21 protein-coding genes are annotated in these 25,690 nt (G+C 70.8%); 15 read left to right on the forward strand and 6 right to left on the reverse strand.

Features of this window, described 5'->3' with window-relative positions; all coding sequences use genetic code 11:
• The first annotated feature begins 1 nt into the window (after position 1).
• The 7 genes from OHU34_RS02065 to OHU34_RS02095 are packed head-to-tail and all read left to right on the forward strand — an operon-like array spanning position 2 to position 7,675.
• Positions 2-1,027, forward strand: coding sequence for an NAD(P)-dependent oxidoreductase (locus tag OHU34_RS02065; RefSeq protein ID WP_142270472.1), 1,026 nt, complete (start codon positions 2-4; stop codon positions 1,025-1,027).
• Complete coding sequence (locus tag OHU34_RS02070; RefSeq protein ID WP_230196774.1) at positions 1,015-2,298, forward strand: DUF4910 domain-containing protein; 1,284 nt, start codon at positions 1,015-1,017, stop codon at positions 2,296-2,298. The genes OHU34_RS02065 and OHU34_RS02070 overlap by 13 nt, the downstream gene beginning before the upstream one ends.
• Positions 2,295-3,593: a hypothetical protein gene (locus tag OHU34_RS02075; RefSeq protein ID WP_230196773.1), complete on the forward strand. Its 1,299-nt coding sequence runs from the start codon at positions 2,295-2,297 to the stop codon at positions 3,591-3,593. Before OHU34_RS02070 ends, OHU34_RS02075 begins: the two co-directional genes overlap by 4 nt.
• The gene (locus OHU34_RS02080) at positions 3,590-4,537 is read left to right on the forward strand and encodes a glycosyltransferase family 2 protein (RefSeq protein ID WP_142270470.1); all 948 of its coding nucleotides are present in this window, start codon (positions 3,590-3,592) and stop codon (positions 4,535-4,537) included. Before OHU34_RS02075 ends, OHU34_RS02080 begins: the two co-directional genes overlap by 4 nt.
• Entirely contained in the window at positions 4,534-5,775 is a 1,242-nt protein-coding gene (locus tag OHU34_RS02085) for a polysaccharide pyruvyl transferase family protein (protein WP_230196772.1), read from the forward strand. Before OHU34_RS02080 ends, OHU34_RS02085 begins: the two co-directional genes overlap by 4 nt.
• Positions 5,772-6,323 carry a dTDP-4-dehydrorhamnose 3,5-epimerase family protein gene (locus tag OHU34_RS02090; RefSeq protein WP_230196771.1) on the forward strand — a complete coding sequence of 184 codons (552 nt, stop codon included), beginning with the start codon at positions 5,772-5,774 and terminating at the stop codon, positions 6,321-6,323. Before OHU34_RS02085 ends, OHU34_RS02090 begins: the two co-directional genes overlap by 4 nt.
• A gap of 17 nt (positions 6,324-6,340) precedes the next feature.
• Positions 6,341-7,675, forward strand: a complete 1,335-nt coding sequence (locus OHU34_RS02095; protein ID WP_405764264.1) for a glutamate-1-semialdehyde 2,1-aminomutase — start codon at positions 6,341-6,343, stop codon at positions 7,673-7,675.
• Between the two features lie 12 nt (positions 7,676-7,687).
• On the opposite strand, the gene OHU34_RS02100 is transcribed toward OHU34_RS02095, so the two are convergent.
• Positions 7,688-8,398 (reverse strand): phosphatase PAP2 family protein, encoded by a 711-nt coding sequence (locus OHU34_RS02100; protein WP_230196770.1) that lies wholly within the window; start codon positions 8,396-8,398, stop codon positions 7,688-7,690.
• A complete protein-coding gene (locus tag OHU34_RS02105) occupies positions 8,395-8,541 on the reverse strand; it encodes a hypothetical protein (RefSeq protein ID WP_160160079.1) in 147 nt (48 codons plus the stop codon). The genes OHU34_RS02100 and OHU34_RS02105 overlap by 4 nt, the downstream gene beginning before the upstream one ends.
• A 647-nt stretch (positions 8,542-9,188) precedes the next feature.
• On the opposite strand from OHU34_RS02105, the gene OHU34_RS02110 reads away from it, so the two are divergent.
• The 4 genes from OHU34_RS02110 (at position 9,189) to OHU34_RS02125 (ending at position 16,852) form a co-directional block, all read left to right on the forward strand.
• Positions 9,189-10,823 (forward strand): glycoside hydrolase 43 family protein, encoded by a 1,635-nt coding sequence (locus OHU34_RS02110; protein WP_405772125.1) that lies wholly within the window; start codon positions 9,189-9,191, stop codon positions 10,821-10,823.
• Positions 10,824-10,875: 52 nt separating this feature from the next.
• A complete protein-coding gene (locus OHU34_RS02115; RefSeq protein ID WP_405764269.1) occupies positions 10,876-12,894 on the forward strand; it encodes a non-reducing end alpha-L-arabinofuranosidase family hydrolase in 2,019 nt (672 codons plus the stop codon).
• Between the two features lie 640 nt (positions 12,895-13,534).
• A complete protein-coding gene (locus tag OHU34_RS02120; RefSeq protein WP_405764271.1) occupies positions 13,535-15,235 on the forward strand; it encodes a carboxylesterase/lipase family protein in 1,701 nt (566 codons plus the stop codon).
• Between the two features lie 387 nt (positions 15,236-15,622).
• Positions 15,623-16,852 carry a right-handed parallel beta-helix repeat-containing protein gene (locus OHU34_RS02125; protein WP_142270464.1) on the forward strand — a complete coding sequence of 410 codons (1,230 nt, stop codon included), beginning with the start codon at positions 15,623-15,625 and terminating at the stop codon, positions 16,850-16,852.
• Between the two features lie 312 nt (positions 16,853-17,164).
• Here the strand turns inward: OHU34_RS02125 and OHU34_RS02130 are convergent, their stop codons facing one another.
• Entirely contained in the window at positions 17,165-18,034 is an 870-nt protein-coding gene (locus OHU34_RS02130; RefSeq protein ID WP_142270463.1) for a universal stress protein, read from the reverse strand.
• An 889-nt stretch (positions 18,035-18,923) separates the two neighbouring features.
• Between OHU34_RS02130 and OHU34_RS02135 the strand changes: the two genes are divergently transcribed.
• Complete coding sequence (locus OHU34_RS02135; RefSeq protein WP_142270600.1) at positions 18,924-19,325, forward strand: Crp/Fnr family transcriptional regulator; 402 nt, start codon at positions 18,924-18,926, stop codon at positions 19,323-19,325.
• A gap of 24 nt (positions 19,326-19,349) precedes the next feature.
• Positions 19,350-20,027: a CBS domain-containing protein gene (locus OHU34_RS02140; protein ID WP_142270461.1), complete on the forward strand. Its 678-nt coding sequence runs from the start codon at positions 19,350-19,352 to the stop codon at positions 20,025-20,027.
• A 132-nt stretch (positions 20,028-20,159) separates the two neighbouring features.
• On the opposite strand, the gene OHU34_RS02145 is transcribed toward OHU34_RS02140, so the two are convergent.
• Entirely contained in the window at positions 20,160-20,978 is an 819-nt protein-coding gene (locus OHU34_RS02145) for a universal stress protein (protein WP_142270460.1), read from the reverse strand.
• A 265-nt stretch (positions 20,979-21,243) separates the two neighbouring features.
• Here OHU34_RS02145 and OHU34_RS02150 point away from each other — a divergent pair, with 265 nt between their 5' ends.
• Positions 21,244-22,119, forward strand: a complete 876-nt coding sequence (locus OHU34_RS02150; protein ID WP_142270459.1) for a universal stress protein — start codon at positions 21,244-21,246, stop codon at positions 22,117-22,119.
• Positions 22,120-22,269: 150 nt separating this feature from the next.
• On the opposite strand, the gene OHU34_RS02155 is transcribed toward OHU34_RS02150, so the two are convergent.
• Positions 22,270-23,142 carry a universal stress protein gene (locus OHU34_RS02155; RefSeq protein WP_405764277.1) on the reverse strand — a complete coding sequence of 291 codons (873 nt, stop codon included), beginning with the start codon at positions 23,140-23,142 and terminating at the stop codon, positions 22,270-22,272.
• A gap of 389 nt (positions 23,143-23,531) precedes the next feature.
• Positions 23,532-24,419, reverse strand: coding sequence for a universal stress protein (locus OHU34_RS02160; protein ID WP_405764280.1), 888 nt, complete (start codon positions 24,417-24,419; stop codon positions 23,532-23,534).
• 267 nt (positions 24,420-24,686) lie between these two features.
• Between OHU34_RS02160 and OHU34_RS02165 the strand changes: the two genes are divergently transcribed.
• Positions 24,687-25,559: a universal stress protein gene (locus OHU34_RS02165; protein WP_142270456.1), complete on the forward strand. Its 873-nt coding sequence runs from the start codon at positions 24,687-24,689 to the stop codon at positions 25,557-25,559.
• Positions 25,560-25,690 lie beyond the last annotated feature (131 nt).

Consider the following 25,690-nt stretch of genomic DNA (forward strand, 5'->3'; position numbering starts at 1 on the left):
CTTGCGTGTACTGCTGACCGGACATCAGGGCTACCTGGGCACCGTGATGGCCCCGGTCCTCGCGGCCGCCGGGCACGAGGTCGTCGGTCTCGACGCCGGCCTGTTCGCCGACTGTGTCCTCGGCCCGCCGCCCGCGGACCCGCAGGGGCATCGGGTGGACCTGCGCGACGTCACGGCCGAGCACGTGGCCGGGGTGGACGCCGTGATCCACCTGGCCGCGCTGTCCAACGACCCGCTGGGATCGCTGGCGCCGGACCTCACCTACGACATCAACCACCACGCCTCCGTACGGCTGGCCCGGCTGGCCCGCGAGGCCGGCGTGCGGCGCTTCCTCTACGCGTCGACCTGCTCCGTCTACGGCGCCGCCGGCGGCAGCGACCTGGTGACCGAGGACGCCCCGCTGCGCCCGGTGACGCCGTACGCGGAGTCCAAGGTGCGGGTGGAGGACGACCTGCACGCGCTCTCCGACGGCGACTTCAGCCCGGTGTTCATGCGCAACGCCACCGCCTTCGGCTACTCGCCCCGGCTGCGCGCCGACATCGTCCTCAACAACCTGGTGGGCCACGCGCTTCTGTCCGGCGAGGTCCTGGTGCTCTCCGACGGCACCCCCTGGCGCCCGCTGGTGCACGCCGCCGACATCGCGCGCGCCTTCACGGCCGCACTGACCGCGCCGCGCGAGGCGGTGCACGACCGGGCGTTCAACATCGGCAGCGAGATCAACAACGTCACGGTCGCCGAGATCGCCGACCAGGTCGCCGAGGCGGTGTCCGGCGCGAAGGTGGTGATCACCGGCGAGAACGGTGCCGATCCGCGCTCGTACCGGGTGGACTTCTCCCGGTTCCGCGCCGCGGTGCCCGGCTTCGACTGCGAGTGGACGGTGAAGCAGGGCGCGCTCGAACTCGCCGACGCCTACCGGGAACACGGGCTGACCCGGGAGGACTTCGAGCAGCGCTTCACCCGGCTCGCCGTGCTGCGGGCCGCGTCCGACGCCGGCGCCGTCGACGACACCCTGCGGTGGCGCCGATGACCGCGGCCGGCGAGCAGATGTACGCGCTGGTGGAGCGGCTGTACCCGCTGTGCCGGAGCATCACGGGCGACGGTGTGCGCGCCACCCTGGAGATCGTCGACGAGTACGTCCCGCTGCAGGTGCACGAGGTGCCGACCGGGACTCAGGTGCTCGACTGGACGGTGCCGCAGGAGTGGAACATCCGCGACGCCTACGTCGCCGACGCCACCGGCCACCGGGTCGTCGACTTCGCCGCGTCCAGCCTGCACGTGCTCGGCTACAGCGTGCCGGTGTCGGCGACCATGCCGCTGGCCGAACTGCGTGGACATCTGCACACCCTGCCCGACCACCCGGGTTGGGTGCCGTACCGCACCAGCTACTACAAGCCGGAATGGGGGTTCTGCCTGGCCCAGGAGACCTTGGACGCGCTGCCGGACGGCGACTACGAGGTGCGCATCGACTCCACCCTCGCGGACGGCCACCTCACGTACGCCGAGCACGTGGTCCCCGGGCAGGTCCCCGACGAGGTGATCGTCTCCAGCCACGTCTGCCACCCGTCGCTGGCCAACGACAACCTGGCCGGCATCGCGGTGGCGGCCTTCCTGGCCCGGGCGCTGGCCGAGCAGACGCCGTACTACACCTACCGGTTCGTCTTCGCGCCCGGCACCATCGGGGCGATCACCTGGCTCGCCCGCAACGCCGAGCGGGTGGAGCGGGTCAAGCACGGTCTGGTGCTGGCCTGCGCCGGCGACCCGGGCCGGCTGACGTACAAGCAGAGCAGGCGCGGCGACGCGGAGATCGACCGGGTGATGCGACACGTACTGCCCGCCTCCGAACGCCCGCACCACATCACCGAGTTCACGCCGTACGGCTACGACGAGCGGCAGTACTGCTCCCCCGGGTTCGATCTCGGCGTGGGCTCCCTCAGCCGGACCCCGTACGCCGGCTATCCCGAGTACCACACCTCGGCGGACAACCTGGACCTCGTCTCCCCGGAGGCGATGGCGGACACGCTCGCCCTGTGCCGCGAGGCCTTCGCCGTCCTCGACCGCAACCGGCGGTACGTCAATCTCAGCCCCTACGGCGAGCCGCAGTTGGGCCGACGCGGGTTGTACGACGCGCTCGGCGGCCGCAGCGACACCCAGCAGGCCCAGATGGCCATGCTCTGGGTGCTCAACCTCTCCGACGGCGAGCACAGTCTGCTGGACGTCGCCGAGCGGTCCGGGCTGCCGTTCGGCGCCGTCGCCGCCGCGGCCGACGCCCTGCACGGCGCCGGGCTGATCAAGGCATGACGCCGATGACCACCGAGGGGGAGAAACCGACGGCACCGGCCGGATCCGCCAGGCGGGCCCTCGCCGGTCGGCTGTCCTGGGGACTGGCCGACCAGGCGGCCTCCAGCGTGAGCAACTTCGCCGTGGGCATCTACGTGGCCCGCTCACTGGGGGTGACCGCGTTCGGCGTGTTCAGCCTCGCCTGGGTGACGTACGGCGTGGTGCTCAACGTCTCCCGCGGGCTGGCCACCGATCCGCTCGTGGTCCGCTTCAGCGGCGTGCCGGACGGGTCCTGGCGCGGAGCGACGGCCCGGTCGACGGGAACCGCACTCGGCGTCGGTACGGCCATCGGCGCGGTGTGTCTGGTGGCCGGGCTCGGCCTCGGCGGCCGCCTGGGGCCCGCGTTCGCCGCTCTTGGTGCCATGTTGCCGGGGCTGCTGCTCCAGGACGCCTGGCGGTTCTCGTTCTTCGCCGCCGGCGCCGGGCGGAAGGCGTTCGTCAACGACGTCGTGTGGGGTGTCGCGCTCGTCCCGGCCCTGGTGGTGGCGGCCCGTGTGGGCAGCGTGGCCGCTTTCGTGCTCGCCTGGGGGGCGTCCGCCACGGTGGCGGCGGGGTACGGCTGCGTCCAGTCCGGCATCCGGCCCCGGACGTCCGGGGCGCGCGGGTGGCTGCGCGAGCAGCGCGATCTCGGCTACCGCTACCTGGTCGAGAACGTCAGCCTCAGTGGCGCGAGCCAGCTGCGGGCGTACGGGCTCGGCGCGATCGTCGGGGTCGGCGCGGTGGGTGCGGTGCGGGGCGCCGAGCTCCTGCTCGGTCCGTTCCTGGCGGTACTCATGGGGCTTTCGCTGGTCACCGTCCCGGAGGCGGCACGAGTGCTGCGGCAGGCCCCGCATCAACTGGGCAGATTCTGCCTCCTCCTCGGCGGAGGGCAGGCCGCGGGCGCGCTGATGTGGGGCGCGGCGCTGCTGCTGATGCCCGGCCGGCTCGGCGAGTTGGTGCTCGGCGGTGTCTGGCACTCCGCCTCGGAGCTCATCGTGCCGATCACCCTCGGCGTCGCGGGCGCGGGCCTCGGCACCGGCGCCGCGGCGGGGCTGCGCGCGCTCGGCGCGGCCCGGCGCAGCCTGCGCTGCCAGCTGTTCGCCTCCGCCTGCTATGTCGGCGGTGGGCTCGGCGGGGCGGCCGCCGCCGGCACGGTCGGTTCGGCCTGGGGCGTCGCCGCCGCGACCGTCAGCGGCTCTGCCGTGTGGTGGCTGCAACTGCGGTCAGCCCTTCGCGAGCGCCACCGCGATCCCATTCCCGAAGTGAGGACCTCATGACCGACCGACCCAGGCTGAGCATCGGCCTGCCCGTGTACAACGGCGAGGAGTACCTGGCCGAGTCGCTCGACGCCCTGCTCGGCCAGACCTACGAGGACTTCGAGCTGGTCGTCTCCGACAACGCCTCGACCGACGGGACGCAGGAGATCTGCCGCAAGTACGCCGCGCGGGACTCGCGCATCCGGTACCTCCGGCTGCCCCGGAACATCGGCGCCACGCCGAACCACAACCATGTGCTCGCCGAGTCCCGCGGCGAACTGTTCAAGTGGGCCTCGCACGACGACCTGTACGGCCGCGACCTGCTGCGGCTCTGCGTCCAGGCACTGGACGAGCGTCCGGACATGATCCTCGCGCACACCGGCCAGGCGGTCATCGACGGCGACGGCCGGGTGACGGTCCCCTACGAGTACGGGCTCGCCACCGACTCTGCGCACGCGCCGGAGCGCTTCCGCAGTCTGTTGTTCGAGCCGGGTGGCGACGACTTCTACGGGGTGATGCGGGCCGACGTGCTGCGCCGGGTGAAACCGATGGACAGTTACCACCACGCGGACCGCACGTACGTCGCCGAGATCACTCTGCACGGGCCCTTCCACCAGGTGCCGGAGCTGTTGTACTTCCGCCGCGACCACCCCACCCGGGCCGAGCGTGCGAACCCTTCCAAGCGCTCCCGGTGCGTCAACCTGGACCCGCGCCGGGCGGGACCGCTGCACCCGACGCCCCGGCTGCTCGCCGAGTACGTCTGGGGCTTCGCCTCGGCGATCCGGCGGGCGCCGTTGTCCCCGGCCGACCGGCGCGCCTGCTATCGCCACCTGGCGGCTTGGATGACCAGCCGGGTCCGGCCGGGCGCCGGTGAGCGGATCGAGGACCGCGCCCCGGTCGATCCGGCCCTGCTCACGGTCTCCGTCGACGCGCTCGTCGCCGGCCGTGAGGGGAGGCGGACATGACGGCCGCGGACGGGACCCCGGTGCGCGTGGGGGTGTTCGGCCTGCTCGGCTCCGGCAACCTCGGTAACGACGGATCGCTCGAAGCCGTGCTCGGGTACCTTCGGGCCGCGCACCCGGAGGCGGTCGTGGACGCGCTGTGCGGCGGACCCGAGGCCGTGACGACCCGGTTCGGGATCCCCGCGACGCGGCTGCACTGGTACCGCGGGGAGTACCGCACCGCGTCGCGTGCGGGCGCGATCGCGGCGAAGGGTCTGGGCAAGTTCGTCGACGTCTTCCGCACCGCTGCCTGGGTGCGCCGGCACGACGTGGTGATCGTGCCGGGCATGGGCGTCCTGGAGGCGACACTGCCGCTGCGGCCCTGGGGCTTCCCGTACTCGCTGTTCCTGCTCTGTGCGAGTGGCCGGCTGCTGCGCACGAGGGTGGCGCTGGTCGGCGTCGGCGCCGCGACGATCGGCGACCGGCCGACCCGGGCTCTGGTGCGCTGGTCGGCGCGGCTGGCCGCGTACCGGTCGTACCGGGACGCGCAGTCCCGCGACGCGATGCGGGCGATGGGCGTGGACACCGCGCGCGACGAGGTCCACCCGGACCTCGCGTTCGCCCTGCCGACGCCGCGGGCGAGCGTGCCCTCGGACCCGTCGGCCCCGCCGGGCCCGGTCTGCCTCGGCGTCATGGACTTCCACGGCGGCAACGACGACCGCGCCCGGGCCGATGAGATATACCGGCGCTACCTCGACGGGACGGTCCGGTTCGTCCGCACGCTGGTCGAGGAGGGCAGGGCGGTCCGGCTGCTCACCGGTGACGAGTGCGACGCGTCGGTGGTCGCCGCGATCCTCGACGCGGTGGACTCCGCGCTGGTCAGCGCTGCCGAGCCGTCCTCACTGGCCGACCTGATGAAGGAGATGGCGGCTGCCGACAGCGTGGTGGCGATCCGCTACCACAACCTGATCTGCGCGCTGAAGACCGGTACGCCGGTGCTCGCTCTGTGCTATGCGGCGAAGAGCGACGCGCTCATGACGGAGATGGGCCTCGGCGCGTACTGCCACCCGGCGCGCGAGGTCGACGCCGACCGGCTGCTCGAGCAGTTCCGCGCGCTGGAGAAGCGTTCGGCGGAGCTGCGGCGGACCCTCACCGAGCGGAACCTGGCCGTCTCCCGGCAACTCGACCGCCAGTTCGACTCCTTGACCGCGGCCCTGTTCCCCACGGCCGACCCCTCCCCCACCCCACGGAAGGCGTCATGAAGGCGACCGAAGTCCCGGAGATATCCGGCGCGTACCTTTTCGAGCCGACGCCGTACGCCGACGAGCGCGGCTTCTTCTGCCGCACCTTCGACGCCGACGTCGTCCGCTCGGTGGGCCTCGACCCGAACGCCTTCGTCCAGGACAGCCTGTCCCGCTCGGTCCGGGGCGTACTGCGCGGTCTGCACCTGCGCTCCGGCGCCGGCGAGGCCAAGCTGGTGCGGTGCTCGTACGGGAGGATCTTCGACGTCGTCGTGGACCTGCGGCCGGACTCGCCGACGTACCGCAACCGGGCCTGGTTCGAGCTGTCCGGCGATACGCAGGTGACCCTTTACATCCCGGCGGGGTGCGCGCACGGCTTCCAGGCGCTGACCGAGACCACCGACACCTCGTACCGGATCGACCGCCCGCACGATCCGGCCGAGGACGTGACGATCGCCTTCGACGACCCGGAGCTCGCCATTCCCTGGCCGCTGCCGGCCACTTCGATGTCCCAGCGGGACCGGGAGGCACCGAGCCTCGCCGAGGTCCTGAAGCACAGAGAAACGTAAAGAAAGATGAGGTCGGCGTGGACACCCAACACACCGCAGAGCTTCTCCTGCCCCGGTCGCTGACGGCGAACGAGCGGCTGCACGCCCTGATCCCGGGGGGCGCGCACACCTACGCCAAGGGCGACGACCAGTACCCCGAGAACCTGGCCCCGGTCATCAGCCACGGCCGCGGCGCCCACGTGTGGGACATCGACGGCAACCGCTACATCGAGTACGGCTCAGGCCTGCGGTCGGTCAGTCTCGGCCACGCCCACCCACGCGTCATCGAGGCGGTGCGACGCGAACTCGACCGCGGCAGCAACTTCGTCCGGCCGTCCATCATGGAGGTCGAAGCCGCGGAGCGCTTCCTGGCCACGGTGCCGACCGCCGAGATGGTGAAGTTCGCGAAGAACGGCTCCGACGCCACCACCGCCGCGGTGCGCCTCGCCCGCGCCGCCACCGGGCGCCCGCGGGTGGCCCTCTGCGCCGACCATCCGTTCTTCTCCGTCGACGACTGGTTCATCGGCACCACGCCGATGTCCGCCGGTATTCCGGCGGCGACCACCGAGCTCACGGTGGCGTTCCCTTACGGGGACCTGGCCGCCACGGAGGAACTGCTCACCCGGTACCAGGACGAGGTCGCCTGTCTGATCCTCGAACCGGCCACCCACACCGAGCCGCCGCCCGGGTACCTCGCCGGACTGCGCGAGCTGGCCGACCGGCACGGCTGCGTACTGATCTTCGACGAGATGATCACCGGCTTCCGCTGGTCCGAGGCGGGCGCCCAGGGCCTGTACGGCGTCGTCCCCGACCTCTCCACGTTCGGCAAGGCGCTGGGCAACGGATTCGCCGTCTCCGCGCTGGCCGGGCGCCGCGATCTGATGGAGCTCGGCGGACTGCGCCACTCCGGCGACCGGGTGTTCCTCCTGTCCACCACCCACGGTGCCGAAACGCACTCCCTGGCAGCCGCCATGGCCGTGCAGACCACCTACGTCGAGGAGGGCGTCACCGCGCGGCTGCACGCCCTCGGCGAGCGGCTGGCCGCCGGTGTCCGCGACGTCGCGGCCGGCATGGGAGTGGGCGAGCACATCGTCGTCCGGGGCCGGCCGAGCAACCTGGTCTTCGCCACCCTCGACGAGCACGGGCAGCCGTCGCAGCAGTACCGCACCCTGTTCCTGCGCCGGCTCCTCGCGGGCGGGGTGCTGGCCCCGTCGTTCGTGGTGAGCAGCGCGCTCGACGAAGCCGACATCGATCGCACCGTCGACGTGGTGGCCCAGGCATGTGCGGTGTACCGGAAGGCGCTGGACGCCGCCGACCCCGCTCCCTGGCTGGCGGGACGACCGGTGAAACCCGTATTCCGCCGCTTGGCGTGACGTGACGTGACGTCAGCGGCGCTCCCGCCGACCGGCGTCGGCCATGCGGTCGACAGTCCGGTCGGCCGGCCCGTCGCCCAGCCGGTCGGCCGTCCGGTCGACCAGCCACGCGGTCGTCGGCACCACCGCCAGCGCGGTGCACCATCCCCCTAGGACGTCGGTCGGGTAGTGCGCGCCCAGGGCGACCTGCGCCCAGCCCATGGCGGCGCCGGCGACCAGCGCCGCGGCCAGCACGAGCACCGTGCCGGCCGTCCTGCCGAGGTCGAGCCGGCCGGTCGTGAGCAGCGCCATCACGAGGGCGAGCGCGGTGAGGAACGCGGTGTGCCCGCTGGGGTAGGACAGGTTGCCTTCGCCGTGGATGGTGCGTCCCACCAGGGACTTGAGCAGCGTCGCCGTCACCACGGCCGTGCCGACGCCGGCAACGACGAGCACCGCTGCGCGAGGTCGCCGAAGCAGCAGGCAGCCCGTCACGGCGGCCACGACCAGCATCGCCGCTCCGGCGGGCTCTCCCAGGAAGTCCGTGGCCAGAGCGACGTGCCGCCACGGCGGCCGCACGCTGTCCGCCGTCGGCCGGATGATCCACGTGTCCACCCTGCCGGGCTCGCCGTGGCCGGCGTACCGGACCCCGAGGGCGACGACCACCAGCGCGGCGAGGGCCCCGATCAGCCCGAGCCACCCGCGCAGCGCCGGAGGCAGCACCGCGGGCGCCGCACGGCCGGTCACCCGGCCACCTCGTCCGGTCGACCTGCGTCGGCTTCCTGATTCCCCTGCGCCAGGCCCTCGTCGCGGCCGCCACCGCCCGAGCCGACGCGTGCGTGCGCCACCCGCCGCACGCCGTCGCTGTCCATCCGGCAGATGCGATGCACCGCGCCCTCCCGTCGGGGCGGACCCCGTGCCGCCCGCCGCTATCGCGATGCCCCGTCCCCGAGCCCTGCCCGCTGCCGTCCGCCCACTCGGCCGGATCGTCGGATGTACGGGCCGCGCACTGCTGGACCGAGCTCGTCGGTCTGTCCGTCGCCTGGTCAAGGGCATCGGATTCCGTCACTTCTCGTCACCTTAACCAACAATGTGGTCGCGACGGCCCGACATGAACATCTACGTCACGTCCATGACACCACCGGAGAGGGAAGGTCGGTTCGAAATTTCGTTGGCCATTCGGAAACTGACGACCTCTCGAACGTCAGGGAGGCGATCGAGGATGTCAACCTCATCGTCGAACCCCCTCAACGATCTGGCCATACAGACACGCGGAAGGTGGCGCATCTGCACCATCCGGGCAATTGACCAGCGGTGACACCGCATCAGAAGTTCCGAATGTTTCGAGAATTCTGACGATTCATGCGCGAGGTATTGACGGGATTCCCCGGCCTCCTATCATCCAGAATGCTCGACAAGCCGATCCTCGTTCGAAATCTCGTATACAGAGCGGCCGCTCGCGCGCACCAGCAGGGCACCTCCGGGCAACTCCCACCCTCAACGGCTGGGCCACAGAAGGAGAACGCCACCCGTGCAGATGTCATGGACTCATCACATCCTGTCCCGTCGCCGCGCACTGACGACCGCCACCGGCCTGACCGTCGGTGCCCTGCTTCCTCCCGCAGCGGCGCACGGAACCGGCTCCGCCCAGGGGCCGGCCCTCGCGACCGCGGCGGCCTTCACGAACCCGGTGATCTGGCAGGACTTCGCGGACATCGACGTCATCCGCGTCGGCGACACCTTCTACGCCTCGGCCTCGACCATGCACTACTCGCCGGGCGCGCCCGTCCTGCGGTCGTACGACCTGGTCGACTGGGAGATCGCCGGTCACTCGGTGCCCGTGCTCGACTTCGGCGCCAAGTACGACCTGAACGGTGCCCGCGGCTACGTACGGGGCATCTGGGCTTCGTCGCTGGCCTACCGGCCGAGCAACAGGACGTTCTACTGGATCGGCCAGATCGACTTCGCCAGGACGTACGTCTACACGGCGACCGCCGCCGAGGGGCCGTGGAGCCGGCTCACGACGATCAGCACGCCGTACTACGACGCGGGGCTGCTCGTCGACGGTGACGACACCCTGTACGTGGCGTACGGGAACACCACGATCAGCGTGGCCCAGTTGTCGCCCGACGGCCGCAACCAGGTCCGCACGCAGCAGGTGTTCACCGCTCCGTCGAGCGTCGGCACCCTTGAGGGCTCCCGCTTCTACAAGATCAACGGGCAGTACTACATCTTCCTGACCCGCCCCGCGAACGGCCAGTACATCCTCAAATCGTCGAGCGGCCCCTTCGGTCCCTACACGCTGCGGCAGGTCCTCCTCGACCTGCCCGGGCCGATCGCCGGCGGTGGGGTCCCCCACCAGGGCGGGCTGGTGCAGACGCAGGGCGGCGCCTGGTACTACCTGGCGTTCGTCGACGCGTACCCCGGTGGCCGGATGCCCGCCCTGGCGCCGGTCACCTGGACCGCGGACGGCTGGCCGGTCGTGCAACTCGTCAACGGCGCGTGGGGTACCTCGTATCCCGGCCCGATCGTGCCGCCTCCGCCCCGCCAGGTCACGCCCATGACCGGCGTCGACACCTTCGACGGCACGGTCCTCAAGCCGAGATGGGAGTGGAACCACAACCCGGACAACACCAGATGGTCGGTGAACAACGGGCTGACCCTGCGGACCGCGACCGTCACCGACGACCTCTACCGGGCCCGCAACACCCTCACGCACCGCATCCAGGGCCCCACCTCCACCGCCACGGTCCAGCTCGACCACTCCGGGATGCGCAACGGCGACCGGGCCGGACTCGCCCTGCTGCGTGACTCCTCCGCGTGGATCGGCGTCAAGCGCGACGCCGCCGGGACGCGGGTGTCCATGGTCAACGGGCTGACCATGGACACCGACTGGAACACCACCGGCACCGGCACCGAGGCCGCGAGCGCGGCCGTCTCGGGCAGCCGCGTCTGGCTGCGCGCGAGCGCGGACATCCGTCCCGGCACCGGACGCCTCGGCACCTTCTCCTACAGCACCGACGGCACCACCTTCACCCGCCTCGGACCGGCCTTCTCCCTCGGCAACGACTGGCGGTTCTTCATGGGCTACCGATTCGCCCTCTTCCACCACGCCACCCAGGTACTCGGCGGCGCGGTCCGCTTCACACGGTTCGAGCTGACCACGCCCTGACGAGGTCCACCGATCGCACCACGCAACCCCCCACCACCCCACGAGGAGAACCATGAATCCGTTGAAACGGCTCGGTTGTCGCCGGGCCTCGGTCCTGGGCCTGCTGGCCGCGACCGTCCTGGCGACACCCGGGACCGCGACCGGCGCGCCCGACGCGCCCGAGGCCGTTCGGGCCTCCACCCTGGGCGCCCAGGCGGCCCAGTCCGGACGGTACTTCGGAACCGCCGTGGCCGCGGGACGGCTCGGCGACGGAACGTACACCGGCATCCTGGACCGTGAGTTCAACTCGGTCACACCCGAGAACGAGATGAAGTGGGACACGATCGAGCCGTCCCGCGGCTCGTTCAACTTCGGCCCTGGGGACCAGATCGTCAACCGCGCGACGTCCCACGGTCAGCGCATGCGCGGCCACACCCTGGTGTGGCACTCCCAACTGCCCGGCTGGGTGAGCTCGATCAGGGACGCGGGCACCCTGCGCGGCGTGATGAACAACCACATCACCACCGTGATGACTCACTACAAGGGCCGGATCCACTCCTGGGACGTGGTCAACGAGGCCTTCGCCGACGGCTCCAGCGGCGGGCTGCGCAGCTCGGTCTTCCGGGACGTGCTGGGCGACGGCTTCCTGGAGCAGGCGTTCCGCACGGCCCGTGCGGCCGACCCGGCGGCCAAGCTCTGCTACAACGACTACAACATCGAGGACTGGAACGCCGCCAAGACCCAGGGCGTCTACCGCATGGTGCGCGACTTCAAGGCACGCGGCGTGCCCATCGACTGCGTCGGCCTCCAGGCCCACTTCGGCGCCGGCGGTCCCCCCGGCAGCTTCCAGACGACGCTGTCGAGCTTCGCCGCCCTCGGCGTGGACGTCCAGATCACCGAACTGGACATCGCGCAGGCGTCACCGACCGCGTACGCGAACACGGTCAGGGCCTGTATGAACGTCACGCGCTGCACCGGCATCACGGTCTGGGGCATCCGCGACAGCGACTCCTGGCGCAGCGGGGAGAACCCGTTGCTGTTCGACCGCAACGGCAACAAGAAGCCGGCGTACAACTCGGCGCTGACGACCCTGGGCGGCACGCCCGCCACCACCACGCGCGGTACCCCTGACACGCGAGCCCTGCCCGGCAGTTACTCGTGGAGCTCCAGCGGTCAGCTGATCGCGCCCAAGTCGGACTCGACCCACAACATCGCCGGCATCAAGGACCCGACGGTCGTCCACTACAACGGCAAGTACCACGTGTTCGCCAGTACCGCGAGCTCCTCCGGCTACAACCTGGTCTACCTGAACTTCGGGGACTGGTCGCAGGCCGGCTCGGCCACCCATCACTACCTCGACCGCACCGCGATCGGCACCGGATACCGTGCCGCGCCACAGGTGTTCTACAACGCGCCGCAGCGCCTGTGGTACCTCGTCTACCAGACCGGCAACGCGTCGTACTCCACCAACCCCGACATCAGCAACCCCGACGGGTGGAGCGCCCCGCGCAACTTCTACTCGTCGATGCCGGACATCATCCGCCAGAACATCGGCAACGGCTACTGGGTCGACATGTGGGTGATCTGCGACAGCGCCAACTGCTACCTGTTCTCCTCCGACGACAACGGACACCTGTACCGCTCGCAGACGACCGTCGGCCAGTTCCCGAACGGCTTCACGAACACGGTCATCGCACTGCAGGACTCGAAGAACGCGTTGTTCGAAGCGAGCAACGTGTACAAGGTGCAAGGCAGCAGCCAGTATCTGCTCCTCGTCGAGGCCATCGGTTCCGACGGACGGCGCTACTTCCGTTCCTGGACCGCCGCCGGTCTCGCCGGCTCCTGGACGCAGCTCGCCGCGTCCGAGGGCAATCCCTTCGCCCGGGCGAACAACGTCAGTTTCCCCGCGGGCGCCTGGACCCGGGACATCAGCCACGGCGAGATGATCCGCGCGGGCTACGACCAGACACTCACCATTCCGGCCTGCCGGCTCCAGTACCTCTACCAGGGCCTGAATCCCAACGCCGGCGGTGACTACAACCTCCTCCCCTGGCGGCTCGGCCTCCTGACCCAGACCAACTCGACCTGCTGACCGACCGAACCGTGGGGAGCGCACCCGAGGGAGCGTTCCCCACGCCCACCGCCGGCCGTGATCCTGGAAGTCGGCCACAGCCGGCGTCCCGGGGGGCCGAGCGCACGACGACAGCAGAGGGACGGACTCCATAGGTGATCCGGCCGTAACTCATGGCCTCCGCCCTGTACTTGGCGGCACCGTTCGGCACAGCGGCGCCACAGGTGGCGGGGCACGGGTGCGGCAGCCGTGACAGCCAGGCCGGCGAGGGCGTTCGACTCCGCCTGTACACAGACGAGGACGGTGTCACCGATGCGGGTGACGACGACGGGGGCCGGGCCTTGTCCCCGGCCGGAGGCCGTCACCCGGTCGTGGAGTACACGCAAGGTCGCGGCGGCGGCGGCGCGGATCCGCGGAGGTGGTGCGGATCCGCTCGGCGACCCGCACCGCGTCGTCGGCGAGCCGTTCGCCGAGCAGAGCCGGGCGCTGTCAATCCCACGGGGTGCAACTTGAGGGTGCGCTGCGAAAGCTGTGAGTCCGAGTGACACCGCTTGTTTCGGTTGTTGAACGCCAACAGCATGAGGCGACCCCACCGCAGGCGGGACGGACGTCGAGCCGTGCACCTGAGACGTCCACTCCGCCATTCCGTCAGGGAGCCCCTGTGAGCCCGAGAGACGTCCCCCTCCCCCACCCCGACCACGACACCGAGGGCATCGGCCGCCGCGGTTTCCTCGGGAGCGCTGTCGGCGCCGCGGTCGGCGCCACGTTGCTGGGCGGTCTGACGGCCGAGCCGGCGTCGGCCGCCTCCCACGTCGCCGCCGATCGTCCGGTACGTACCCGCTCCGGCCTGGTGACCGGTGTCCCGGCCGCCCTGGACGGAATCACCGTCTACAAGGGCATCCCCTACGCGGCCTCGACCGCCGGCGCGAACCGCTGGCGCGCGCCGCGGCCCGCGCCGTCCTGGAAGGGCGTACGCGCCGCCGATGCCTGGGGCGCCGCCTGCCCCCAGCCGGTCACCGGCATCGCAGCCGACAAGGTGCCGCCGCTGAGCGAGGACTGTCTGAACCTCAACATCTGGACGGGCGCGATCGGTTCGAGTGAGCGCCGCCCGGTGTTCGTATGGATCTACGGCGGCCGCAACTCCGCCATGTGGGCCTCACAGCCGGTCTACGACGGCGCCAACCTCGCAGCCAAGGGCGCGGTCGTCGTCACCTACAACCACCGCGTCGGCGCCTTCGGCAACCTCGCCCACCCCGAGCTGAGCGCGGAGGGTGGACACGGCGGCTCCGGCAACTGGGGCGTGCTGGACACGGTCGCGGCACTGAAATGGATCCGGAGCAACATCGCCGCGTTCGGCGGCGACCCGGACCGGGTGACCATCGCCGGCTGGTCGCACGGCTCGTCGTTCGTCAACATCCTGATGATCTCGCGGCTGGCCCGGGGCCTGTACCACCGCGCGCTGCTCGCGGCCGGCGTGCAGTACACCAAGGACCCGGCGCTCGGCCGGGTGGCGGGCGGCTACGACACGCTGGCGGTGGCCGAGGCCAACGGAACCGCGTTTGCCGACTACATGGGAGCGTCCTCGGCGGCGGACCTGCGAGCGCTGACCGCCGACGAGATCGTGACGAAGGTGTACGCGCCCGGCGCGCCGGCCACCGGCACCGATTTCGGCAACGTCCTGGACGGCTATGTCCTGCCGACCACCTACACCGCCGCCATGGAGTCCGGAGCCGAGGCGGACGTGCCGGTCCTGACCGGCAACAACAAGGACGAGAACGGCGCCTCACCGACCCTCGCGATGACCGTCGCCCAGTACCACGCGTACGCGGACACCACCTTCGGCGACCGGGCGGCGGAGTTCCTGGCGCTCTACCCGGCGAGCACCGACACCGAGGCTGCCGCGCAGTACAACAACTACGCACGGGACGAGGAACGCGTCTCGACCTACCTGTGGGGCACCCAGTTCCGCAACGCCGCCGGGAACCGCAGCCCGATCTACAACTACTGGTGGACCCGCGTCCCTCCGGGCTCCGACACCACCAACCCGATCGAGCCCGCGAACGGCGCGGGGGCCTACCACGGTGCGGAGAAGTACTACCTCTTCGGCAACCTCTACGGCACCGACCGCCCCTGGACCGACGCGGACCACGTGATCGCGGACACCACATCCTCGTACGTCGCGAACTTCGTGGCCACCGGCAACCCCAACGGCCCTTCCCTGCCCGCCTGGCCCGCCCTGCGCACGACGAAGCCGCTCTCCATGGAACTCGGCGACCACTTCGAGACTCTCCCGGCGGCCGACAGCGACGCCAAGTACGCCTTCCTGAAGGACTATCTGAAGTCCCGTACGACGTCCTATTGATCCTGCTGGGTCACAAGGTCAGCGGCGGCCGCGTGCCTCTGCGCGTGCGTTGGTGAGGACGGGGTCGCCGCCGTCCGGCCGCTCGGCGGCGCGCCATGACGGGCTCCTGATGGGCTTCTGCCTTGTCGGGTCGCCCTGCGTGCCCCGTTCCGCAGAATCTCCCTGCCGCCCTGGCACATCCGTGTCTCACGAGGGCAGGCATCGTCTCCGGCATCCCCCGGCCAGTCGGGTCCACACGCGACGCAGGCAAGCCACGCCAGTTATATATTCATGAATGTGAACAAGGATCACGTACGCATCTGTTGACATGCCCAGAGCGGGACTCCTAGCGTCGCCGCAGCAAGCGCTTGCCGCCACCCGTGCGCCGCCACCTCCAGGAGACGACCCATGCGCCTGAAACCCAGCACTCTGTCCACCGGTCTCTCCGGACTCCTGGCCGGCCTCCTCGTCCTGTCCTCGGGTGCCGGTGCGCACGCCGGTCCGGCACAGCGTGCCGTCGAGAGAGGCAGTCGTCTGCAGGCGACCGACCTCTACGTGTCAACCAGCGGCAGTGACAGCGGCCCCGGGACGCTCGCAGCCCCGTTGAAGACGATCCAGCGCGCGGTGGACCTGGCGCAGGCAGGGGCCACGATCCGGATACGGGGCGGAACGTACGCACCGGGCACGAGCATCCAGCTGCTGAAGAGCGGCACGGCAAGCCAGCCCATCACTCTGCGCAACTACGACAGCGAGCGCGTGGTCATCGACGGCGAGAACATGCCGTACACGCCGGGCGCGGTGGGCTCGACCATCCCCCGTCCCGAGCGCGGCGCAGTCCATATCGAGGGGGAGTACTGGCGGCTGGCGGGCCTGGAAATCATCCACGGCCCCTACGGCGTGTTCGGCGTGGACACCAGCTCCAACGTCTTCGAGCGCCTGGTCACCCGCGACAACTACGAGTCCGGGTTCCATCTCCAAGGGTCCTCCAGCAACAACCAGATCCTGAACCTGGACAGTTACGGCAACCGCGACCCGCGCAAGAACGGCGAGAGTGCCGACGGCCTGGCCGTCAAGGAAGGTTCCGGCAGCGGCAACGTGGTGCGCGGCGCCCGACTGTGGAACAACGCCGACGACGGCCTGGACCTCTGGATGTTCGACAACTCGCCGATCCTCGTCGAGAACACCCTCGCCTGGGGCAATGGCTTCAACCGGTGGAACCTGCCGGACTACCAGGGCGACGGCAACGGCTTCAAGATGGGCGGCAACGGCGTGGCCGCCAACCACACCGTGCGCAACAGCATGGCCTGGGACAACTCCGCCGGCGGCTTCGTCGACAACAGCAACCCGGGCGCGATGAAGATCGACCACTGCACCGCGTGGCGCAACACGAAGACCGGGTTCGACTTCGACCGTTCCTCCAGCACGCTCACGAAGAACCTCGCGACCGACAACGGCACCAACGCCTCGCTGGGCTCGGCCTCCACCGGCAGCGGCAACTCGTGGAACCTCGGCGGCAGCTGGTCGTTGGCCGGCACCGACGCGAGCACGATCACCGGCCCCAGGACAGCCGTCGGCGCCATCCCGTCCTCCACCTTCCTGCGTCCCAGCAACGGCGCTGACGTCGGCGCACGGTTCTGAGCGGCACGCCCGGACGGCTTCAGGTTGCCCGGAGGGATCCGGGCGGCGGGGCGGCACCCGGGCGGGCGCCAGGGCGATGGCGGCCGGCAGCATCGTGATCAGCGGATCGGGGAGCTGGGCCGTCACTCGTGCGTACAGGGGGACGGCGCCTTCGGCGCCCACTTCGTCGGGACCGTAGCGAGTCAGGCGACGCGCTCCATCCCCGTGGCTGAGGCCGGTGTCGCCGGCGTCCGGTAACGGAGCGGTGCCGGGCTCGCGGGATGAGGTGAGTTCTCCGTTGGACTCCGGTTCACTCTTCGGCCCAGTCCCGGCTCAGCCGTGCCGGGACTCCGGCACGGTGATCACCGGGCACTCCGCCCGGTGCAGCAGACCATGAACCACCGACCCCAGCCTCATCCCGGAGTACCCCCCGCGCCCGCGTCTGCCGACGACGACCACAAGGGCGCCGCCCGAAGCGAGCGCCAGTTCCTCCACCGGATGGCCGCGCAGTACCTCACGGGTGATCTCCACATCCGGGTACCTGTCCGCCCATCCCGCTACTGTCTCGGACAGGATCCGGTGGCGTTCCTCAAGCCCCACCGCTTCGTCGCCGAAAGACACCACCGGCCGCCGCCACACCCACACGGCGCGCAGGGCAGCGCCATGCAGCGCGGCCTCTTCCACGGCGAACTCCACGGCGATCCTGGAGGATTCGCTGCCGTCGACGCCCACGACGAGATGGGGATGCCGCTCCCCCGCGTGCTCCGGCTCCCTGACCACGACGACCGGGCAGGCCGCTTGGGCACTGACCGGAACGGCCACCGACCCCGCGCTGAAGAGCTCCTCCGGTCGACTGAGCCGACGGGAACCGACGACGACCATCCTGGCCTGCGCCGCCTTCTGGCAGAGCGTCACCGAGGGCATGCCGTCGAGCAGTTCCGTCGCCAGGGGCACTTCCGAATGCAGCGTCCGTACCGTGGCGACTGCCTCGGCAAGGGCGCCTTCGCCCTCGACCTGGAGCATCGTGCGACGCCAGGGTGCGTCGATGTGCTGCCCGCCGGGCAAGGGCGGTACCGCCACGACCAGACGGAGGGGCAACCTCCTGCGAACAGCCTCGTCGACCGCCCAGGCGAGCGCCGGAACGGACTGCCGGCGCGGATCGATCCCGACGATCACCTCATTGCCTACAGCGGTGTTCTTCATGGCTCCTCCTGCCGCCTCGTGCCGTCGTGGGTAACGGGCTGCGACGAGTGGGCTCGGCATCGCTGCAAATGCCCTCGGCCATGTCCCTTCCGGTAACGCTGGACGGGCCGCACCGTTCACGCTGTCATCGCGGCCACACGAGAGCCAGGGCCAGGAAGCCGTTGTGCAGGGGACCGAAGGGTCTGCATGTGGCCTGTCCCAAGCCATTCTCTCCCTGGACGGGCTCGCCCGCCGTCCCACGCGGCCGGGCCGGCGGAGCCCGGCGTTCTCGCCAGCGGGCGGGCGGCGGAACAGCCGGAGTGCCGGTGGTCGCGCCGACGTCCAGGACGAACTCGGTGCCCGTCGAGCAGGTGCCCGCCGAGCAGGTGGCCTCGGCGACGATGAACACGCCATGCGGGCAACCTCGTCCCACTCCCCGTAGCGCGGGTTGCCGAACGACTCCAGGTGCAGCACGGCGCAGGCCCGGTCGGCCGCCATCGTGGCGGCGCGCCGACTCGTCCGCGGCCTCCAGGCTGGAATCCGATCCATCGACCCCCACGATCAGCGGGCGCTCCATCGTCCCACCGCCCTTCCTCCCAGCCACTGTGAGAGTCCCCTGCGCATAGCGTCGCACCGGCCTGGACCCACCGCGACACGCGCTTCGGCTCTCGGGGTGCTTCCGCCCGGGTTGCGCCACGCCGGTTTGCGGCGATGGTGGAGTCATGCGGCTGGGAGCGGGACGCCGCTGGGTCCCACCCCCCGCCATGGCTTTCGCATCGGCCGCATGATGAGACGTCCGTGACCGGACAGGAGCCCGTCTCCACTTCGAGGTCGCGGAGAAGGGACGTTCATCGTGGTTGCGAGGACCGGCATTTTCGGCGCCCTGACCAAGGAGCATCGCGAGCAGCTCATGTCGCTCGCTCGTGAGGTGTCGTTCGCGGCAGGCGAGCGCATCTTCGACGAGGGCGGCAAGGCCGACCGCTTCTGGATCATCCACACAGGCATGGTCGCTCTCGACCTTCAGGTGCCCGGGAGGCGGCCGGTGGTCGTCGAGAGCCTCGGCGCCGGAAGGCTGCTGGGCTGGTCCTGGCTGGTCCCTCCCCATATCTGGCATCTGGGGGCCGAGGCCGCGAGCCCTGTGCGTGCCTACGAGTTCGACGCGGCGCCCGTGCGGGAGATGTGCGCCCAGGACCCGGGACTGGACCATGAACTGTGCACCTATGTCTCCGGCGTGCTCGCGCGCCGGCTCAGGTCCGCCCGGGTGCGACTGCTCGACCTGTACGCGCCCCGTGGTGCGGGCGAGGTTCCCTGACGAAGCGAGACGAGGTGCTTCGAAGTGCCGCAGACTCCGCACATCGTGAGCGATGTGATGACCCAGACGGTCGTGGCCGTCGGACGCGACGCGCCCTTCAAGGAGATCGTGCGGACCATGGAGCAGTGGAGCGTCAGCGCCATGCCGGTCCTGGAGGGCGAGGGTCGCGTGATCGGTGTGGTCTCCGAGGCCGACCTGCTGCCCAAGGAGGAGTTCCGTGACAGCGACCCGAGCCTCGTCGAGCAACGCCGACGGCTGTCCGACGTCGCCAAGGCCGGGGCGTCGACGGCCGGGGAGCTCATGAGCACCCCCGCCGTCACGGTCCACCCCGGTGCCACCTTGGCCCAAGCCGCGAGGATCATGGCCGTCCGGCACGTCAAACGTCTGCCCGTGGTCGACGACATCGGCATGCTCCAGGGCATCGTCAGCCGTGCCGACCTGCTGAAGGTCTTCCTTCGGTCGGACGAGGACATCGAGGAGGAGGTCCGCCGCACCGTGGTGTCCTACCTCTTCCCGGCCCTCAGCCACGCCATCCACGTGAACGTGCACGAGGGAGTCGTCACCCTCCGCGGACACATCCGCGACACCTCGCTCATCTCGGTCGCGGTGCGCCTCGTGCGCGCGGTGGAGGGCGTCGTGGACGTCGAGCCCCAACTCACCGGCGAGTCCGCCACTCCATCTGGACCGGGGGGCGCGCGATAACGGTCAGCGCGGTGCGGCCCGACCACAAGGGTGGACGGGTGCCTGCGTCGGCGCTGGTCACGACGTGGTCGGGCACGGTTCTCACCCGCCTCTCGACCGGAGTAGCACTGAGCCCATCCGGGCCCCACCTGGTCATATCTGCGGAACGACCGCGATCGGACACGGCGCGTGATGCAGCACCGCATGGTTGACCAGGCCCAGCTGCAGACCGACACGCCCATGCCGTCTGCGGGCTCCGACGACGAGCAGATCAGCAGCCGACGCGGCATTCAGGAGCGCCTGTCGTGCCGGGCCCTCGACCACCTCGCTGCTCACCGGCACGTCCGGATACCGCTGTTCCGGGCCACTCAAGGCGTCGGCGAGCACCTGGGCGGGCGGGCGATCGAGGGCTTGGAGAGCGTAGCCGGACAGTCCCGGAGGCCCGGGATTCCCTACCGGGACACTCCAGGTGTGCACCGCCAGGAGCCGGCAGCCCCGCACGTGGGCCTCGCGGAACGCGAAGTCCACGGCCCTACCGCTGCCCTCCCCGTCCTCGACTCCGACAACGACGCACCCGAACCGGCCGTGCCGGTGCTCCACACCGCCGCGCACGACGACGACCGGGCAGTCGGCACGGGCCGCCACAGCCAGGCTGACCGATCCCAGAAGCAGCCCGGCGAGACCTCCGAGCCCTCTGGACCCGAGTACCAGAGCGAGGGCGTCGCGTCCTTCGCCGACCAGCGCGGACGCCGCGTCCTCGGACAGCACCTCACTCGACAGCCGTACAGCAGGAGCGCTCTTGGCGGCTCGCTCCGAGGCTGCGGCGACCAGGTCCGACGCGTCATGGCCCGCTGCCGCCGCGTGCAGGAGACGGAGCGGCACCTCGTGCCGAGCTGCCTCGTCCGCCGCCCAGTCCACCGCCTCAAGGCTCGCCTCGGACCCGTCGATACCGACCACCAGGGGCACCGCCATTGCTTCCGCCTCCTCCTCATGCCGGACTGCACGTCCGTCCGTCCGTTCGCCGCCGTTCCGGGACCACATGCGCCGCGAGGAGATCCGAGGTACTCCTCAAGGGAGAAGCGCCGTGGTCAACACGCCGGCACAGATGCTCACGCGCCGCGCCGACTACGTCCCACAGCCGGCCCGCACGGCCGAAGACTCACCGAGACCGCAGCAGTGCGGACAGCGGCCACACTCACCGTCCTCTCCAGCTTCGTACGAGACGGAGGCAATCGCCATGGAACGAGTCCTCACCGTGGGCCTCGACGGCTCACCCGAGAGCCTCGCCGCTGCCCACTGGGCCGCCGACGAAGCCCAGCGGCGCAGACTCACCCTGCGCCTGCTGCACGCGTGGCCACTACTGGCGCCGGAACCGACCGCCGTTGCCTCGGAAGTCGACCAGAACTACTGGGCGAAGCGGCTCGTGCACAACGCCCGGACGGAACTCCAGGCGCGCCATCCGGGCCTCACCGTCGTCAGCAGCCTGGTCGCCGACGACGCGCAGGACGCACTGATCCAAGCGGCGTCCGAGTCGGAGATGCTCGTGCTCGGCTCGCGCGGCCTGACCACGGTGGAGAGCTACTTCCTCGGTGACATCAGCATGTCCGTCGTGGCAAGCGCCGAGCGGCCCGTGGTCCTCGTACGCGCCGACAGGCGTGCAGAAGTGCCCTCGACGCCTGAGTCAGGTGCGGCAGGCGAAGTCGTGGTGGGGCTGAAACTGCACGGCCCGTGCGACGACCTGCTCGAATTCGCATTCACCACCGCAGCAGCTCGGGGCGTGCCCCTCCGCGCCGTCCACGGCCGCGCCATCCCGATCCACGCGTACGCCCCGTGGGGCGTGGACCACACCGTGACCCAGGAGATCATCCAGGACGTGCAGAAGCACCTGAGCCAGGCCCTCCGCCCCTGGCGCGAGAAGTTTCCGGGCGTGGCCGTGACGGACGGCATCCGCCTCGAAAGCCCCGCCAGGGTCGTCGTAGCGGCCGCCGAGGGCGCCGAACTCCTGATCGTGGGCCGGCGCAGCCACCACGCCCCGGCACCACGCCTGGGCTCCGTGGCCCAGGCCGCCGTCCACCACGCGCGCTGCCCAGTCGCCGTCATCCCTCATGAGTGAGCCGAGCCACTACAGGACGCCGGTGGTGTCGGACCGCTGGCGTCACGGACGCGCTGCTGCCGTCCGTTGGCTGGGCTTTGCCCGATTCGACGCCGCAGTCGTCGGCGTCCGGCCGCAGCAATTCGGGTCGGTAGTGGAACTGTGTCGTATTCAGTTGTGCGGAACCACCGCGACCGAGCACGGCGCGTGATGCACCACCGCGTGCGCGACCGCTCCGAGACGATGAGGGCCAACGGTTCGCCGACGTCCCACGATGATCAGGTCCGCGCCCTGGGACTCATCGACGAGGACTTCATCGGCGTGTCCCAAGACGATCGCGGTGTCGACCTGCACCTCTGGGAACTTCTCGGCCCATCCCTCAAGCGCTCGTTCCAGCGCCGGGAGCGCGTGCTCCTCCAGCCGCACCCTCTCCTCGGGGCTCACCGGCACGAAATGGTGAAGCGGGAAGACCGGCGGAGCCGCCGCGCCGACGATGCGGAGGCCGGCCCCGGCTGCCTGTGCCGCGCGGAAGGCGAAGTCAACCAAGTCGTCGGCCCGATGCTCCGTATCGAGGCCCAGCACCATGATCGGGGCATGGACGGGCTCCCTCACACGGCCCTCGTCGGCCTCCTGAGGCTGCCGAACGATGATCACCGGCCCGTCCGAATGAGCAGCCAGGTGCAGCCCCAGGCCCCCGGGAACAAAGCCTCCCGAACTCCTGAGAGGTCGCGAACCGAGTACCAGCATTTCGGCACCGGCCGCCTCACGGAGAAGCACCTTGCGCGGATCCCCCTCCAGCTGGACCTCCAGGATGTCCAGCTCGCTGTGGACCATGTCCCGATGAGCCTCTTCAGAGATCAGCCAGGACTCCCCTTCCCGCGGCGCGGCGGTCGAGACCCGTGTCGCCTCCCCGGAGGGACGGTCCGCACTCACATGAACCAAGGACAGCGGCAGATTGCGGTACAAAGCCTGCCGCGCCGCCCAGTCCGCCGCCGCCAGGCCGGCCGGCGAACCATCGATCGCTGCTACGACGCGCCGATTCATGTGGTCTTCCCCTTTCGATGGGGGTGTCATCGGAGCCGGCTGCGTTCCGCACGTCGCAAGCCGCCTCCCCCTACGGACGACGTCGTCGCGATGCCGACGCTCCCGTACCAGCCTCCCTGCCCCGCCCCCAGGACGCCAGCGCCGACCGGATCCGTCGGACGGGCGGAGCGCTGCCGACGATCCCGCAGCGAGACCGCCGCTGCCGTCCACCAGGGAAGTGCACCAGCAGCTCAAGAGCCGGGCGCCCCCTTGCCCAACTGCAATCAGTGACCGCTCCGGTGACCTGCCGGTGCTGCCCGCCGCGGCCCTGGCCGTGGTCACGGCGGCCACCAAGCTTGCAGCCACCGCGACCCGGCGGCACCCGGAATCCGTCACGAACCGCCCTGCGGTCATGGCCGCTCCCTGGCTCGTACGACGGCGACGGGGCAGTGGGCGTGGTGCAGCAGTGCCTGGCTGACCGAGCCGAGGAGCAGGCCCGTGAAGCCGCCATGGCCGCGGGCCCCGACCACGACGAGCTGCGCGTCGCGGGTCGCCTCGATCAGGGCCGGGCGCACACGGGAACGCATCAGACGCCGCTCCACGGCGAGCCGGGGATGACTCTCCTGCCACGGGGCCAAAGCCTCGTCCAGCAACTGCTGCTCCTCCTCCTGGCGGAGCAGCTCGACGTCCACCACCGCGTTCAGCGGATCACCGGGGACCCCATGGGCCCGCTCGCTGCGGATGTTCCAGACGTGCAGCGCCACCAGGTCCGCGCCGCGCAGCGACGCCTCCGCGAAGGCGAACCCGACGGCTGCCTCGCCCGCCGGTGAGCCGTCGACCGCCAGCAGTACGGGACCGCTCGGGTCGGGCCGACCGCGCACCACCAGCACCGTGCAGCGGCCGTGCGCGGCCAGATGCACGGCGGTGGAACCGAGCAGCAGGCTGCCGAACGCGCTCAGGCCCCGGCTGCCGACCACGACGAGCGAGGCGGTCCGCGACTCGATCTCCAGCACCATCAACGGCTCGCCGACGGCCACCTCTCGCACCACACCCACCTGGGGCACGGCTCTGCGGGCTCGCTCCTCAGCCTCGATCAGCGTGCCGTCCACCAGTTCCCGTACCCCCGCCATCGCCGGATTCCACGGGGGTCCGCCGGGCGGCAGATGCATCGACGGCCACCCGAAGGCGTGCACCAGCCGCAGTCCCACGCCTCGCATCCCGGCCTCACCCGCCGCGACCTGCACCGCGTCGAAGCTTGACGGCGAGCCGTCCACTCCCACGACGACCGGGTCCATCACGGCACCTCCACAACCCGACGCAGACCGATCCGGCCTGCCGCCGACCGCCCCCTCTCCCTCCTTCCAGGCTCCACCAGGCTGCGACGCCCCGCATCAGGTGGCCGCACATCGCGCCGTCGGCCGCCACGGCCACTCGCCCTGGCACCGCAAAGCCACGAACCGCCGGATCAGCCCCCGCGAGGCCGTGCCGTGGCGGCTCCCGACGACTGGGGTCACGCTGGAAGGAACAGTGAAGGAACTGCGGCACGGGAAAGCGCTGGAGGTGGCATGAGCGGTGCGCACGGGCGTGAGCCGATCGTGGTGGGTGTCGACCCCGATCCCTCGAAGCGGCTGGCACTCGCCTGGGCCGCCGACGAGGCGGAACGCCGTCGCCTGCCGGTGCGCCTCGTCCACGCCCAGGGTGTGCCGACGGGCGGATACCGGTCGGGCGAGGTACTGCCGTCCTGGGAGGAGTGGAACCGGACGCTGCACGAAGCGGGCGGCGAGGTACTCAAGGGGGCGGTCGCCTTCGTCGAGTCCCGGCAGCCGACGGTGGACGTGTCGACGGTGCTGGCGGAAGGAGAGCCGGCGTGGGTTCTGCGGGAGGAGGCACGGAACGCCTCGCTGGTCGTGGTGGGTTCCTGGCATCTGAGCACCCGGCGCGAGATGTTCACCTCCGCCTCCGTGGCGCTGCCTGTCTCGGCCCACGCTCCCTGCCCGGTCGTCGTCGTGCCGGAGCCGGAGCACATCACCCAGGAGCCCGCGTACTTCGTCGTCGGCGTGGACGGCAGTCCGCACGCGGCAGCGGCGGTGGACCTGGCGTTCGAGGAGGCGGCCCTGCGCGGAGCGGCCCTGAGGGCCCTGTACGCGTGGCATCCGCCGCTCCTCGGTGTCCTGGACGAGGACGCCGCTGTGCGGGAGTGCCGCCGGGTGCTGTCCGAGACGGTCGCGGGCCGGACCGCGAGGTATCCGGGAGTGGAGCTGCACCACGAGGTCGTCCTCGGCCACCCGGTGCGGGTCCTGACGGAAGCCTCGGAACACGCGCTGGGCCTGGTCGTGGGAACCCGCGGGCACGGAGGTTTCACGGGCATGCTGCTGGGCTCGGTGAGCCAGGGAGTACTGCACCACGCCCATTGCCCCGTCATCACGGTCCCCGTGTGAGGCGGCGATCGGCCCGGTTCCCTGCCCCATACGGCCCTGGTGGTGTCGGCCGCCCCGTCCCACGATGAGAGGGCGCCGCCGATCGGGCGCGCCACGACGGCGGAACGGCCGCCGCACCGACTGGAGTCCGT

The organism is Streptomyces sp. NBC_00080, from assembly GCF_045041255.1.
Classification (GTDB): domain Bacteria; phylum Actinomycetota; class Actinomycetes; order Streptomycetales; family Streptomycetaceae; genus Streptomyces; species Streptomyces coriariae.